General features: G+C 61.5%; 11 protein-coding genes. 5 read left to right on the forward strand and 6 right to left on the reverse strand.

Annotated features, from left to right (window positions below; translation table 11 throughout):
* Nucleotides 1-69: 69 nt before the first annotated feature.
* Both AC1MDC_RS17650 and AC1MDC_RS17655 read right to left on the reverse strand, forming a co-directional pair.
* A complete protein-coding gene (locus AC1MDC_RS17650; RefSeq protein ID WP_007916390.1) occupies nt 70-645 on the reverse strand; it encodes an ANTAR domain-containing response regulator in 576 nt (191 codons plus the stop codon).
* A gap of 15 nt (nt 646-660) precedes the next feature.
* On the reverse strand, nt 661-1,872 hold the full coding sequence (locus AC1MDC_RS17655) for a CmpA/NrtA family ABC transporter substrate-binding protein (protein WP_085700238.1): 1,212 nt from the start codon (nt 1,870-1,872) through the stop codon (nt 661-663).
* A 222-nt stretch (nt 1,873-2,094) separates the two neighbouring features.
* Between AC1MDC_RS17655 and AC1MDC_RS17660 the strand changes: the two genes are divergently transcribed.
* Entirely contained in the window at nt 2,095-3,114 is a 1,020-nt protein-coding gene (locus tag AC1MDC_RS17660; protein ID WP_085700237.1) for a quinone-dependent dihydroorotate dehydrogenase, read from the forward strand.
* A gap of 259 nt (nt 3,115-3,373) precedes the next feature.
* Here AC1MDC_RS17660 and rmf read toward each other — a convergent pair whose 3' ends face one another.
* Nucleotides 3,374-3,589 (reverse strand): ribosome modulation factor, encoded by a 216-nt coding sequence (gene rmf / locus AC1MDC_RS17665; RefSeq protein WP_003223300.1) that lies wholly within the window; start codon nt 3,587-3,589, stop codon nt 3,374-3,376.
* Nucleotides 3,590-4,119: 530 nt separating this feature from the next.
* Here rmf and rlmKL point away from each other — a divergent pair.
* Nucleotides 4,120-6,390, forward strand: a complete 2,271-nt coding sequence (gene rlmKL / locus AC1MDC_RS17670) for a bifunctional 23S rRNA (guanine(2069)-N(7))-methyltransferase RlmK/23S rRNA (guanine(2445)-N(2))-methyltransferase RlmL (RefSeq protein ID WP_085700236.1) — start codon at nt 4,120-4,122, stop codon at nt 6,388-6,390.
* 146 nt (nt 6,391-6,536) lie between these two features.
* Nucleotides 6,537-8,921, forward strand: coding sequence for a sensor domain-containing diguanylate cyclase (locus AC1MDC_RS17675; protein WP_085700235.1), 2,385 nt, complete (start codon nt 6,537-6,539; stop codon nt 8,919-8,921).
* A gap of 127 nt (nt 8,922-9,048) precedes the next feature.
* Here the strand turns inward: AC1MDC_RS17675 and dacB are convergent, their stop codons facing one another.
* Complete coding sequence (dacB, locus tag AC1MDC_RS17680; RefSeq protein WP_085700234.1) at nt 9,049-10,509, reverse strand: D-alanyl-D-alanine carboxypeptidase/D-alanyl-D-alanine endopeptidase; 1,461 nt, start codon at nt 10,507-10,509, stop codon at nt 9,049-9,051.
* Nucleotides 10,510-10,743: 234 nt separating this feature from the next.
* On the opposite strand from dacB, the gene AC1MDC_RS17685 reads away from it, so the two are divergent.
* Complete coding sequence (locus AC1MDC_RS17685) at nt 10,744-11,085, forward strand: YggL family protein (RefSeq protein ID WP_085700233.1); 342 nt, start codon at nt 10,744-10,746, stop codon at nt 11,083-11,085.
* 40 nt (nt 11,086-11,125) lie between these two features.
* On the opposite strand, the gene AC1MDC_RS17690 is transcribed toward AC1MDC_RS17685, so the two are convergent.
* A complete protein-coding gene (locus tag AC1MDC_RS17690) occupies nt 11,126-12,316 on the reverse strand; it encodes a benzoate/H(+) symporter BenE family transporter (protein ID WP_085700232.1) in 1,191 nt (396 codons plus the stop codon).
* 347 nt (nt 12,317-12,663) lie between these two features.
* Between AC1MDC_RS17690 and AC1MDC_RS17695 the strand changes: the two genes are divergently transcribed.
* Nucleotides 12,664-13,428 (forward strand): GntR family transcriptional regulator, encoded by a 765-nt coding sequence (locus AC1MDC_RS17695; RefSeq protein ID WP_007952027.1) that lies wholly within the window; start codon nt 12,664-12,666, stop codon nt 13,426-13,428.
* A 192-nt stretch (nt 13,429-13,620) separates the two neighbouring features.
* Here the strand turns inward: AC1MDC_RS17695 and guaD are convergent, their stop codons facing one another.
* A complete protein-coding gene (gene guaD / locus AC1MDC_RS17700) occupies nt 13,621-14,925 on the reverse strand; it encodes a guanine deaminase (protein WP_085700231.1) in 1,305 nt (434 codons plus the stop codon).
* Between the last annotated feature and the right edge of the window lie 3 nt (nt 14,926-14,928).

Below are 14,928 nucleotides of genomic sequence, written 5' to 3' on the forward strand. Positions count from 1 at the left end.
AGCGGACGCGGAGCGTCCATGGCTGCATTCCCACGCGGAGCGTGGGAACGATCAATGTGGGGGAGCACTTCAGCCCAGCAACTCGCTCATGGCAATGATCTGTTCAGCGACCTGAATCAGTTTCTGCTGACGGCTCATGGCCTGGCGGCGCATCAGGGTGTAGGCCTCTTCTTCGTTGCAGTCCTTCATTTTCATCAGTAACCCCTTGGCCAGTTCGATGCGCTTGCGCTCGGCCAGTTGCTGGTCGCGGGCCTGTAGCTGGGCGCGCAAGGCCTGATCGCTTTCGAAGCGGGCCATGGCCACATCGAGAATCGGCTGCAAGCGTTGTGCGTGAATGCCTTCAACAATGTAGGCACTGACCCCGGACTTGATCGCCTGACGCATCACGCCAGGATCATGTTCGTCGGTGAACATCACGATCGGCCGGGGCTGGTCGCGGCTGACCAGCACCACTTGCTCCATTACATCGCGGCTCGGTGACTCGGTATCGATCAGGATTACGTCCGGACGCACCGTTTCGACGCGCGCCGGCAGGTCGATGGTCAGACCCGACTCGTCGATCACCTCGAAACCGGCCTCGGTCAGCGCGGCTTTCAGGCGTCCGACTTTTTTCGCGGTGTCGTTGATCAGCAGAATGCGCAACATGTTCGCGGTCTCCTGTCAGCGCTGGGCGAGAAGGGGCGCGCTGTCGCTCAGCGCGTGCAGCTTGAAGCTTCGGGCATAGGCGGCCGGGTCGCTGCCGTCCCAGATTTTGCCGTCGATCAACTGGCTGCTGCGCATGTCCTTGCCCCGGGCCGCGACGCCCATGGCAGTCGCCGCGTCGCGATAGATCTCCAGTTGTTGCACCTGACGGGCGACGGCGAGGTAATCCGGGTCATCGCGCAGCAAACCCCAGCGGCGGAACTGGGTCATGAACCACATCCCATCTGACAGGTACGGCAGATTCACCGCGCCATCGTCATGAAAACGCAGTGCGTGCGGATCCTGCCAGCGATGACCGAGGCCATCGTCGTAGTCGCCGAGAAAGCGCGGTTCGATGCAGGACAGCGGGGCGTCGAGGTATTCCGCCGCGCTCAGCAACTGGGCGGTGCTGCGGCGGTTTTCCGGGCTTTCTTCGATGAAGCGGCTGGCCTCGAGGATCGCCATCACCAGCGCGCGGGCGGTGTTGGGATATTGGTCGACGAAGGCGCGGGTGCAGCCAAGGACTTTCTCCGGGTGATCGGGCCAGATGGTCTGGCTTGTCGCCAATGTGAAGCCGAGATCCTGCTGTACGGCGCTGGCCGCCCACGGCTCGCCGACGCAGAAGCCATCAATGCGTCCGGCTTGCAAGTGCGCGACCATTTGCGGCGGCGGCACGACCACGCTGTCGACATCCTGCAACGGATGAATGCCCTGGCTCGCCAGCCAGTAATAAAGCCACATGGCATGGGTGCCGGTCGGGAAGGTCTGGGCGAAGGTCAGTTTTGCGCGGGTTTGGTGCACATGCCGGTGCAGCGCTTCAGGACCGGTCACGCCCAGGCCCTGCAAACCGTGGGACAGGTTGAGGCTCTGACCGTTCTGGTTCAGGCCCATCAGCACCGCCATGTCGGTCGGCGCGACACCGCCGATGCCCAGGTGCACCGCGTAGATCAGGCCGTAGAGGCTGTGGGCGGCATCGAGGTCGCCGCTGACCAGGTTGTCCCGCAGGTTGGCCCAGGAGCTTTGGCGCTTGAGGTTCAGGGTCAGGCCGTAAGGCTGGGCAAAGCCTTGGGTGGCGGCGACCACCAGCGAGGCGCAGTCGCTCAAGGCCATGAAGCCGAGGTTGATCGCGCTTTTTTCCGGGGCATCGCTGCCGTTGACCCAGGCCAGCGGCCCGGCGGAGGTTAGAGTCATAAAAGCCACCCTCAAAAAAAACGTCGTCCTAGGCTTTGCCCGCGCAAAACCGAGAGACGACGCCATTGTCCTTGCCTGCACGCCACCATTGGCCTGCGGGCTGATGCCGGGGAGGGTGCAAGGCATATGCCATGCGCACGGATTTACCCGTGCGCCTCGCGCGGTGGGGCGATGCCCGGCTATAATCGCCGCCTCTTTTCGCCGCCCGAGTCATAGCCGCCCATGTACACCCTGGCCCGTCAGCTGTTGTTCAAACTTTCCCCGGAAACCTCCCACGATCTGTCGCTGGATCTGATCGGCGCGGGCGGGCGTTTGGGCCTCAACGGCTTGCTGTGCAAGGCTCCGGCGTCGCTGCCGGTGAATGTCATGGGCCTGCAATTCCCGAACCCTGTCGGTCTGGCGGCCGGTCTGGACAAGAACGGCGCGGCCATCGACGGCTTCGCGCAGCTGGGTTTCGGTTTTGTCGAAATCGGCACCGTGACCCCGCGCCCGCAGCCGGGCAACCCGAAACCACGGATTTTCCGCCTGCCGGAAGCCGAGGCGATCATCAATCGCATGGGGTTCAACAACCTCGGTGTGGATAACCTGCTGGCGCGGGTGGCGGCGGCCAAATACAAGGGCGTGCTGGGGATCAACATCGGCAAGAACTTCGACACCCCGGTCGAGCGCGCGGTTGAGGACTATCTGATCTGCCTGGACAAGGTCTACGCCCACGCCAGTTACGTCACGGTCAACGTCAGTTCGCCGAACACTCCGGGCCTGCGCAGCCTGCAATTCGGCGATTCGCTCAAGCAATTGCTGGCAGACCTGGCCACCCGCCGCGCCGAACTGGCCCTGCGCCACGGCAAACATGTACCGCTGGCGATCAAGATCGCGCCGGACATGACCGACGAAGAAACCGCGCAAGTCGCCCAGGCGTTGATCGAAACCGGGATGGACGCGGTGATCGCCACCAACACCACCCTCAGCCGCGTGGGTGTCGAAGGCATGGAACACGGTGACGAGGCGGGCGGTCTGTCCGGCGCTCCGGTGCGTGAGAAGAGCACCCACACCGTGAAAGTGCTGGCGTCCGAGCTGGGCGGCAAGCTGCCGATCATCGCGGCGGGCGGCATCACCGAAGGCAAGCATGCGGCCGAGAAGATCGCTGCCGGCGCGAGCCTGGTGCAGATTTATTCCGGCTTCATCTACAAGGGCCCGGCGCTGATCCGCGAATCGGTGGACGCCATCGCCGCCAAACGCTGATCCTTTGTGAGAGCGAGCTTGCTCGCGATGGCGTCCGTTCAGTCAACATTTCGTGTGACTGATGCACCGCCATCGCGAGCAAGTCGAGTCGTCGCAACGTCGCTCCCACAGGTTTTGTGTATGGCATAAATAATGTGGCAGGCATAAAAAAGGGCTCCTCGAAGGAGCCCCTGGGCCGTGGCCCGCCGTCCGGGAAGGACGTGCATGGTGATCAGGTTTTTACGAAATCAGATTGTCGTGTCGCAATAAGTGCCCTGTGTCAGCCGACGGCGTGAAGTTCGTTGAGTCTGTGGATTCCCGCAGTGCCGGTCATACCGTCCCAGTTGTCGCCGCGTCCTTCTCGCCAGCCGTTGATCCAGGCTTGACGTACCGACGGTAGAGTAAATGGGCAAAGCTCACGGGATTTGCCACCAACGCCATATTGATATCCGCGCAAAAAAGCTCTTTCCAACGGATCACGCTTAAGTCTTCTCATAGGGTGTTTCCCTCACTTGTTGACTGTTTTTGTCGCGTCGACCTCAATTGAGGTCTGGCAGAAAAACTCTGCCGTTGGCGGCTCGCTGCCGGCGTGGCGAGCCAAGGTGTTGACGCCGTTGCGACGTCAACCTGTGTGCAGTTCTAACCAATGAGTCACATCGATGGAATGACCGTTTTGTCATAAGGACGTAACGAAAAAGATGCTATGGCCATAAGTAACCGCGTATTTATCCAGTGTTTATTGGCCAAACCCCGGTATGATCGGCCCCGCGCTGGATGATGAGGTTAATCCTTTAGTGAGAATGACCCACGTTTACGCTGGGTTACTATTCGACGAAGGGTTGCTTTGAGTCATTTTGTTGCTTCAACTTCTTTATCTGTCCCGGCATCTAAGCTCTTTTAACCCGAGCAGCGGGGATGGAACGGCACACCTTCGTGCCACGCGGGCGTTCTTGTAGAAAAGCGCCTGATTGAAAACCGGACCGGCAATGCGTTGCCGGTTCATTAGCCAAAGGCTGTGAAAAAACCATGTCCGACCGTTTCGAACTCTTCCTCACTTGCCCCAAAGGCCTTGAAGGCCTGCTCATCGAGGAAGCCGTCGGGCTTGGCCTTGAAGAGGCCCGCGAACACACCTCCGCCGTGCGTGGCATGGCGACCATGGAAACCGCTTATCGTCTGTGCCTCTGGTCGCGTCTGGCCAACCGGGTGCTGCTGGTGCTCAAGCGTTTCCCGATGAAAAACGCCGAAGACCTGTACCACGGCGTACTCGACCTCGACTGGCAGGATCACATGCTGGCCGACGGCACCCTGGCCGTGGAATTCAGCGGCCACGGTTCAGGCATCGACAACACTCACTTCGGCGCCCTGAAGGTCAAGGACGCCATCGTCGACAAACTCCGCACCCCGCAGGGCGACCGACCAAGCATCGACAAGCTCAACCCGGACCTGCGCATTCACCTGCGTCTGGATCGCGGCGAAGCGATTCTGTCCCTCGACCTTTCCGGCCACAGCCTGCACCAGCGCGGCTACCGCTTGCAGCAGGGCGCTGCGCCGCTGAAGGAAAACCTCGCGGCCGCGATCCTGATCCGTTCCGGCTGGCCGCGCATTGCCGCCGAAGGTGGCGCGCTGGCTGACCCGATGTGTGGTGTCGGCACGTTCCTGGTAGAAGCCGGCATGATCGCCGCCGATATGGCGCCGAACCTGCGTCGCGAGCAATGGGGCTTCACCGCCTGGCTCGGTCACGTACCGGCGCTGTGGAAAAAACTCCACGAAGAAGCCGTCGAGCGCGCCGCCGCCGGTCTGGCCAAACCACCGCTGTGGATCCGTGGTTATGAAGCCGACCCACGGCTGATTCAGCCAGGCCGCAACAACGTCGAGCGCGCCGGCCTGAGCGAGTGGATCAAGATCTATCAGGGCGAAGTCGCGACCTTCGAACCGCGTCCGGATCAGAACCAGAAAGGTCTGGTCATCTGCAATCCGCCGTACGGTGAGCGTCTGGGTGATGAAGCCAGCCTGTTGTACCTCTACCAGAACCTTGGCGAGCGTCTGCGTCAGGCCTGCCTGAACTGGGAGGCGGCGGTGTTCACCGGTGCACCGGACCTCGGCAAGCGCATGGGCATCCGCAGCCACAAACAGTATTCGTTCTGGAACGGCGCGCTGCCGTGCAAGCTGCTGTTGATCAAAGTCCTGCCGGATCAGTTTGTCACTGGCGAGCGCCGTACTCCGGAGCAACGTCAGGCCGAGCGCGAGCAAGCCGCTTACGACCAGACGCCGAACGAGCCGCAAGAGCGCAAGTTCAACAAGAACGGCAACCCGATCAAACCGACGCCGGCCCCGGCGCCAGTGATCGAGCAGCCGCGCCTGAGCGAAGGCGGGCAGATGTTTGCCAACCGCCTGCAAAAGAACCTCAAGGCGTTGGGCAAGTGGGTCAAGCGCGAAGGCATCGATTGCTACCGCGTCTACGATGCGGACATGCCGGAATACGCGATGGCCATCGACCTGTACCACGACTGGGTGCACGTTCAGGAGTACGCCGCGCCGAAGTCGATCGACCCGGAAAAGGCCTCGATCCGCATGTTCGATGCGTTGGCGGCCATCCCGCAGGCGCTGAACATCGACAAGAGCCGCGTGGTGGTCAAGCGCCGCGAGCGTCAGAGCGGCACCAGGCAGTACGAGCGTCAGGCGGCCCAGGGCAAGTTCAATGAAGTGACCGAGGGCGGCGTGAAGTTGCTGGTCAACCTCACCGATTACCTCGACACCGGACTGTTCCTCGATCACCGGCCGATGCGCATGCGGATCCAGAAAGAGGCCGCCGGCAAGCGCTTCCTCAACCTGTTCTGCTACACCGCGACCGCTTCCGTCCACGCAGCCAAGGGTGGCGCGCGCAGTACCACCAGCGTCGACCTGTCGAAAACCTACCTCGACTGGGCGCGCCGCAACTTGTCGCTCAACGGCTTCTCCGACAAAAACCGTCTGGAGCAGGGCGACGTGATGGCGTGGCTGGAAAACTGCCGCGAAGAGTACGACCTGATCTTCATCGATCCACCGACCTTCTCCAACTCCAAGCGCATGGAAGGCATCTTCGACGTGCAGCGTGACCAGGTGCAGTTGATCGACCTGGCCATGGCGCGCCTGGCAGCGGGCGGGGTGTTGTACTTCTCCAACAACTTCCGCAAGTTCCAGCTCGAGGACAACCTGGCCGAGCGTTACGCGGTCGAGGAAATCACCGCCAGCACCATCGACCCGGATTTCGCCCGCAACGGCAAGATCCATCGCGCCTGGAAAATCACGGCTCGTTGACACTCTGCAAAATTGGATCCACAGAGCCTTGATTTTTAAAGGCTCTTGGATCCGTCCAGAGCTAGCCAAATTAGTGGCTAATAGCTATAACTCACACACGGCCGATGGGGTTTTTCCCGCAGATGCTGACGTAGTGAGTGGCTTTTATGTCGTTGCACCCCGTGCGCCCGAAGATATTGGGTTTCATCAGCGAAGAAGTCTCGGCCTGGCTGGTCGCGCTGCTGGTATTGCTCGCCGGCGGGATTCTCACGGGGCTGCTCGCCTGGGGCACCCTCAATCAGTTTCACAGCCAGTTGCGCCAACGCTTTCAGCTACTGGCCAACGAGCGCTACAGCCGCATCGAAGAACGTTTTCAGGATCAGGAGCAACGCCTCGATGGCCTGCGACGGTTCTTCGCCAACTCCGAATCGGTGTCCCGCGCCGAATTCGACGGCTACACCCGACCTTTGTTACTGCGTACCCAGGCCTATTCGTTCGCCTTGCGGGTGAGCGGCGCCGAGCGTGCAGCGTTCGAGAAACAGGTGCGAGACGAGGGCCTGACCACCTTCAGCGTGCGCGAACTCAATGCACGCGGCGAACTGCAACTGGCCGCGGCTCGCGATGAATACGTCGTGGTGGTGTACAGCCAGACCCAGAGTCGGCTCGGATCTCCGCTGGGGTATGACTTGCTGGCGCAACCTTTGCGCCGATCGACCCTTGAACGGGCTGACCAGCTGCACGGGCTGGCGGTTTCGCAGCCGATGCATCTGGTGTCTATCGAGCCGGCTTATGCACGCGGCGTCCTGCTGGTCGCGCCAGTGGTTCGTCAGGGCGAAAACGTCTCTTTCGGTTATGTGATGGCAGTGATCAGCATGCGTCAACTGCTGGCGGACGGCTTGCCGGACGCACTCAATGACTATCTGTCAGTGCGCATTCTCGATCTGTCCAACAGCGATCAACATGAAGTGTTGTTCGAGTCGACCAATGAACCGGCGACAAGCGATCTGTCCGCCACCCGGCTGGTGCGCATGGCCGATCACGACTATCAGGTGGATATTCTTCCCAGCGAAGCGTTCATGCAGGCCAACCATTCGTCGGTTGGCAGCGTGGTGGTGCTGGGCGGATTGCTCAGTCTCCTGCTGAGCGCGCTGCTTTATGTGCTGGTCAGTCAGCGCCAGCGCGCGTTGCGCATGGTCGAGTTGCGCACTCAGGAACTGCATGAGCGTGAACAGGAACTGCGCGGCACTCACGGCCAGTTGCGCGGGGTGCTGAACGCGGCAACCCAGGTTGCAATCATCGCCACCGATCTGCGCGGCGTGATCAACACCTTCAACCCCGGCGCCGAGCAGATGCTCGGTTATCACAGCAACGAAGTGGTCGGCCACATGACCCTGGAAAATCTGCACTTTCCACGGGAACTGGTGGCTCGTGCGGCGGAGCTCAGCACCCGTTATGGCAAGGTCATTCCGACCTGTCAGGCGATGCTGGTGGAGGGCGGCGAAGTCGGCGGGCACGAAGCGCGGGAGTGGACGCTGGTACGCAAGGATGGCAGCCACCTGCCGGTGAACATGCTTGCCACACCGGTGCTGGACGAGCAGGGGCTGTGGGTCGGACACCTGGCGATCTGCATCGACATCACCGAGCGCAAGCGCGTGCACGAAGCGCTGGCCGCACGGGACGTGCTGTTGAAGAAGCTCAGCGCCCACGTTCCCGGCGGGATCTATCAATTCAAAATGGAGTTCGACGGGCGCTTCAGTGTGATCTACGCCAGCGACGGGATTCGCGAAATCTACGAGCTGGAGCCGGACGTGCTGCTGCTCAACGCCGAAGCGATCTTCACCCGCATCCATCCGCAGGACGTCAGTCGTGTGCGCAAGTCGATCCGCGCCTCGGCGGACAACCTCAGTCCGTGGCGCGAGGAATACCGCGTGCAGTTGCCCGAACGCGGCCTGCGCTGGGTTCGTGGCGAGGCGACCCCGGAGGAACTGCCGGGCGGCGGCGTGCTGTGGCACGGTTACATTTCCGACATCTCCGATCTGAAGCGCGTCGAAGAAGAGTTGCGTGCATTGTCGGTGACCGACGCTCTGACCGGGATTCACAACCGGCGCTATTTCCAGGAGCGCCTGACCACCGAAATGGCGCGGGTAGAGCGTGGCGGCGGTGAGTTGTCGGTAATCATGCTCGACATCGACCACTTCAAACGGATCAACGATCAGTACGGTCATGCGGTGGGCGACCGCGTGTTGCAGGCGGTCTGCGAGCGCATCGGCCATCGTCTGCGGCGTACCGACGTGTTCTGCCGGTTGGGCGGCGAGGAGTTCATGGTGCTGTGCCCGGACATCGACGGTGATCACGCCCTCATGCTGGCCGAAGAGTTATGGCACAGCCTGCGCAGTGCGCCGATCGACGTGGTGGGGGTGGTGACGGCCAGTTTCGGGATTGCCAGCTGGCGACCGGGAGAGGGCGCGGACGCGCTGTTGCTGCGGGCGGATTCCGGGGTGTATGCGGCGAAGCAGGGCGGACGGGATCGGGTCGAGCGGCAGATGAACTGAGCCCCTCTGCCACCTGATCGTTCCCACGCTCTGCGTGGGAATGCCTCCGGGGGCGCTCCGCGTCCAGTGACGCAGAGCGTCACGGGCTGTATTCCCACGCGGAGCGTGGGAGCAATCATTTACAGGGTTACAAAACCGAAGCGGTCTGCGGCGTCCGCGGCTGTTTATACAGATCCAGCAGCACCTGATCCAGCACCGACGAGGCGCCGAACGGGGCCTTGTCGTTGAGGATCGCCACCACCGCCCAGGTGTTGCCGTTGACGTCGCGGCTGAAGCCGGCAATCGCCCGTACGGTGTTCAGGGTACCGGTCTTGACGTGGGCTTCGCCGCGCATCGCGGTGGTCTTCAGGCGTTTGCGCATGGTGCCGTCGGTGCCGGCAATCGGCAGCGAGCTGATGTATTCGGCAGCATATGGGCTGTGCCAGGCCGCTTGCAGCATGTTGGCCATTTCCCGGGCGCTGACTCGCTCGGAACGCGACAGACCGGAGCCGTTCTCCATCACCAGGTGCGGCGCGGTGATGCCTTTCTTCGCCAGCCACTGACGGACCACGCGTTGCGCAGCCTTGGCGTCATCGCCATCGGCGTCGTTGCGGAATCTCTGGCCCAGGCTCAGGAACAGTTGCTGAGCCATGGTGTTGTTACTGTATTTGTTGATGTCGCGGATGATTTCCGCCAGATCCGGCGAGAACGCCCGGGCCAGCACTTTGGCGCTGCTCGGGGTCGGGGCCAGACGATCCTTGCCCTGGATGCTGCCGCCCAGTTCCTTCCAGATCGCCCGCACGGCGCCGGCGGTGTAGGTTGCGTGGTCGAGCAGCGACAGATAAGTCTGCGAGCTGCAGCCTTCGCCCAATTGGCCGGCCACGGTCACGGTCACGCTGCCATCGGCCTGCGGCACCGGGTTGTAGCGCACGCCGCCGGTGCATTGTTTGGAATTGAGTGCCTTGACGGTGTTTTGGATATTGATGCTGGCAATCGGCGGCTCGACCGAGATCAACACCCGGCCATTGTCATTGCGGGCCACGAAACGCAGGGCCTTGAGGTTGACCAGCAGCGAATCCGGCTTGACCAGAAACGGCTTGTTCTCGTCGTTGCCGTCATCGTTGAATTCCGGCAGTTGCGGCTGCACAAAGAAGCTGCGATCCAGTACCAGATCACCGGTGACCTGAGTCACGCCGTTGGCGCGCAGGTCGCGCATCAGCAGCCAGAGTTTTTCCATGTTCAGTTTCGGATCGCCACCACCCTTGAGGTAGAGGTTGCCGTTGAGAATCCCGCCGTTAAGGTCGCCGTCGGTGTAGAACTCGGTTTTCCACTGGTGGTTGGGGCCGAGCATTTCCAGCGCCGCGTAAGTGGTGACCAGCTTCATGGTCGAGGCCGGGTTGACCGACACGTCGGCGTTGTACACGGTCGGCGTGCCCGGGCCGTCCAGCGGCACCATCACCAGCGACAGGGCAGTGGGCTGCAGCTTGCTGGCCTTGAGGGCTTTTTCGACGTTGGGGGTCAGGGCGGTGTTGATGGTGGCAGCGGAGACGGGCAGGGCCAGCGGGAGAAGAAGACCGGCCAGGAGCAGAGGACGCAACGATTTGATCATATGAAATAAAACCCTACAGCCGAGGGGAAAAAAGACGAGGACATGGATGAAAAGGCCCTCAGTGGTCATGAAAGTGTCGGCATTATGCCCCAAGGTGTAACAGCTTGTGCCTTTCGCAAGGGCGTCAATTCGTTATTTTTTTACAGGCGGTCGTACGCACGTCCCGGATAGGCGGGCAATCGCCGCCTTAAACTGGTAAAGTGCCGGCCGTTATTACTTAAGAGGATTGTTCCAATGGCGACTAACCGTTCCCAGCGTCTGCGCAAAAAACTGTGCGTCGATGAATTTCAAGAGCTGGGTTTCGAACTGAACCTGGACTTCAAAGAAGATCTGTCCGAAGAAGCCATTGATGCTTTCCTCGAAGCTTTCATCAAAGAAGCCATGGACGCCAATGGTCTGGGCTATGTCGGCGGCGAAGGCTTCGGTCTGGTTTGCCTGCAGAAGCGTGGTTCGGTTTCCGAAGAGCAGCGCGCTGCCGTGGAAGCCTGGCTGAAAACCCGCACCGAGCTGACCAAGACTGAAATCAGCCCGCTGCTGGACGTCTGGTATCCGGAAAAGCCGATCAACAAGGCTTGATTCCGAAATGAAGAACGGCGACCCGAAGGTCGCCGTTTTTTTATGCCTTTCGCCAGTTGAGGATCAGCAAGGTCAACACCCCCGCGACAATCCCCCAGAAGGCCGAACCGATGGAAAACAGCGTCAGCCCCGACGCCGTGACCATGAAGGTGATCAGCGCCGCTTCCCGTTCCTTCACTTCGGTCATGGCGATGCTCAAGCCGTTGATGATCGAGCCGAACAGGGCCAAAGCGGCAATCGACAGCACCAATTCCTTGGGCAGCGCGGCAAACAGCGCCGCCAGTGTGGCGCCGAACACCCCGGCAATCCCGTAGAAAATCCCGCACCACACGGCTGCCGTGTAGCGTTTGTTGCGATCCTCATGGGCATGCGGCCCGGTGCAGATCGCCGCGCTAATCGCTGCGAGGTTGATGCCGTGGGAACCGAACGGCGCCAGCAGCAGCGACGCGATGCCGGTGGCGGTGATCAGCGGCGAGGCCGGAACGTTGTAGCCATCGGCCCGCAATACGGCGATGCCGGGCATGTTTTGCGAGGTCATCGCTACCACAAACAGCGGGATGCCGATGCTGATGGTCGCGGCCAGGGAAAAATGCGGCGTGGTCCAGACCGGTGTCGCCACCTCCAGGTGAAAACCGCTGAAGTCCAGCAACCCCATGACGCCTGACAGCGCGGTGCCGATCAGCAGCGCAGCGAGCACCGCATAACGGGGCGACAGGCGTTTAACGATCAGATAAGTGAAGAACATCCCCAGCACCAGGCCGGTGCGGTGCTGCGCGGCGACGAAAATTTCGCTGCCGATCTTGAACAGAATCCCTGCCAGCAGCGCCGCGGCGAGGGAGGCCGGGATCTTTTTCACCAGCCGTTCGAAGCTGCCGGTCAAGCCGCAAATGGTCACCAGCACCGCGCAGGTGATATAGGCGCCAATCGCTTCGCCATAGGTCACGCCGCCAAGGCTGGTGATCAACAGCGCCGCGCCGGGCGTCGACCAGGCGATGGTGATCGGCGTGCGATAACGCAGCGACAGGCCGATCGAGCACACCGCCATGCCGATGGATATCGCCCAGATCCACGAAGAAATCTGCCCGCTGGTCAGGCCCGCCGCTTGCCCTGCCTGGAACATCAGCACCAGCGAACTGGTGTAGCCGGTCATCATCGCGATGAACCCGGCGACGATGGCGGAGGGCGATGTGTCCGCCAGCGGGCGCAGTCGGGTGTGGGTAATTTCGTTCATGACAGCGGTATTCCTTGTACCAATGAAGATATTTGCTGCTATGCGAAACCCTTGTGGGAGCGAGCTTGCTCGCGATGACGGCGGAACAGTCGACATTAGAGTTGAATGTCCAACCGCTATCGCGAGCAAGCTCGCTCCCACAGGGATCGCGGATTCTGCGATCAAGCCTAAACTCAAACGTAACGAAGCGTTGCAATACAGCCAAAGCCACAAACAGCCGTACAGTCGTGTTGCCACCTTCCATTGTGTACAATCGCGCTGTTTTTTACGCGATACTTGCCAGCGACCCACTGTGCCGTATTACAGTCACGGTCAATTCGCCGCCGTTCTTCCCGACTCGAGTGCCCATGAACGAACAGTTGCAACCCCTCAAGAAACAACCGCGAGCAGGCAAAGCCGGCCGCAGCGGAACCCAGGACGACATTGTCTATGCGCATATCTTCGAGGCCATCCTCGAACAGCGCCTGGCGCCCGGCACAAAGTTGAGCGAAGAAGCGCTGGGGGAAATTTTCGGGGTCAGCCGCACCATCATTCGCCGCGCGCTCTCGCGTCTGGCCCATGAAGGCGTGGTGCTGTTGCGGCCGAACCGTGGCGCGGTCGTCGCCAGCCCGAGCGTTGAAGAGGCGCGTCAGGTGTTTCTCGCCCGGCGTCTGGTGGAGCGCGCGATCACCGAGCTGGCAGTGCAACACGCCACCGCCGAGCAGATCGCCGAATTGCGCCAGATGGTCAACGACGAGCGCGACAGCTTCTCCCGTGGCGATCGCGGCGCCGGCATCCGTCTCTCGGGTGAATTCCACCTGAAACTGGCCGAGGCAGCGAAGAATGCGCCGTTGATCAGTTTCCAGCGCAGCCTGGTTTCGCAGACGTCGCTGATCATCGCTCAATATGAAAGCGGCAACCGTTCGCACTGTTCCTACGACGAGCACACCCAGTTGATCGACGCCATCGAAGCGCGCAACGGCGAGCTGGCGGTGGACCTGATGATGCATCACATGGATCACATCGACAGCAAGCTCAACCTCGACGAAGAAAGCGCTTCGGACGATCTGCATGCAGTGTTCTCGCACCTGTTGCAGACCAAGAAGCCGGGGCGGCCGGCGGTCAAGCTCTGAGGCGAATCGACAGGCAATAAAAATCCCCCGGACTGCAAAGTGCCGGGGGATTTTTTTGCTCTCCTGATCGTTCCCACGTCGAGGCGTCGAACCGTCCGCGTGGGAATGCAGCCCGTGACGCTCCGCGTCACTGGACGCGGAGCGTCCCCAGAGGCATTCCCACGCAGAGCGTGGGAACAATCGAGCAATCAGTTAGCGCTGGTGCACCAGCGCGCCCGCCGCGTAGGTCTGAGCTATGGTGCGGTCATCGCCCAGGGTCATCAGTACGAACAGCGTTTCAGCAATGTTGTTGGCCTGCTTCAAGCGATAGCTCATCAGCGGCGTGGCGTTGTAGTCCAGCACCAGGAAGTCGGCGTCGGAGCCCGGTTGCAGGTTGCCGATCTTGTCTTCCAGACGCAGGGCCCGCGCGCCACCGAGGGTGGCGAGGTACAGCGACTTGAACGGGCTCAGGCGTGCGCCTTGCAACTGCATCACCTTGTAGGCTTCGTTCAGGGTTTGCAGCAACGAAAAACTGGTGCCGCCGCCGACGTCAGTCCCGAGCCCGACGTTCAGTTTGTGCTTCTCGGCCATCGGCAGGTTGAACAGGCCGCTGCCGAGGAAGAAGTTCGAGGTCGGGCAGAACGCGACCGCCGAACCGGTCTGCGCCAGGCGTGCGCATTCGTCGTCGCACAGATGCACGCCGTGGGCGAACACCGAGCGCTCGCCGAGCAATTGGTAGTGATCGTAGACGTCCAGATAGCCCTTGCGCTCCGGAAACAGCTCCTTGACCCACTCGACTTCCTTGAGGTTTTCGCTGATGTGGGTCTGCATGTACAGATCCGGGTATTCGCTGAGCAACTGACCGGCGAGCGTCAGCTGTTCCGGGGTGCTGGTCGGGGCGAATCGCGGGGTGACGGCATAGTGCAGACGGCCCTTGCCGTGCCAGCGCTCGATCAGCGCCTTACTGTCGACGTAGCTCGATTCCGGGGTGTCGGTCAGGTAGTCCGGCGCGTTGCGGTCCATCATCACTTTGCCGGCGATCATCCGCAGGTCCAGTTTCTCTGCCGCTTCGAAGAACGAGTTCACCGATTGCGGATGCACGCTGCCGAACACCAGCGCGGTGGTGGTGCCGTTGCGCAGCAGTTCCTTGATGAAGATGTCCGCCACTTCATCGGCGTGGGCCTTGTCGGCGAACTGGCTTTCGCACGGGAAGGTGTAGGTGTTCAGCCAGTCCAGCAGTTGCTCGCCGTAGGCGCCGACCATGCCGGTCTGCGGCAGGTGGATGTGGGTGTCGATGAAGCCCGGGGTGATCAGCGCATCCTTGTGATGCGTGATCTCGATGTCCGCCGGCAGGGTCGGCAGCAGTTCGCTGGCGTGGCCGAGGGCGCTGATCTTGCCGCCATCGACCACCAGCAGGCCATCCTCGAAATACTCGTAGGAGGCTTCGATGCCGACCTCGGCAGGGTCGGCGATGCTGTGCAGGATGGCGGCGCGGTAGGCTTTGCGAGTCAGAGGCATGAG

The sequence above is a fragment of the Pseudomonas sp. 1 genome, assembly GCF_056626735.1.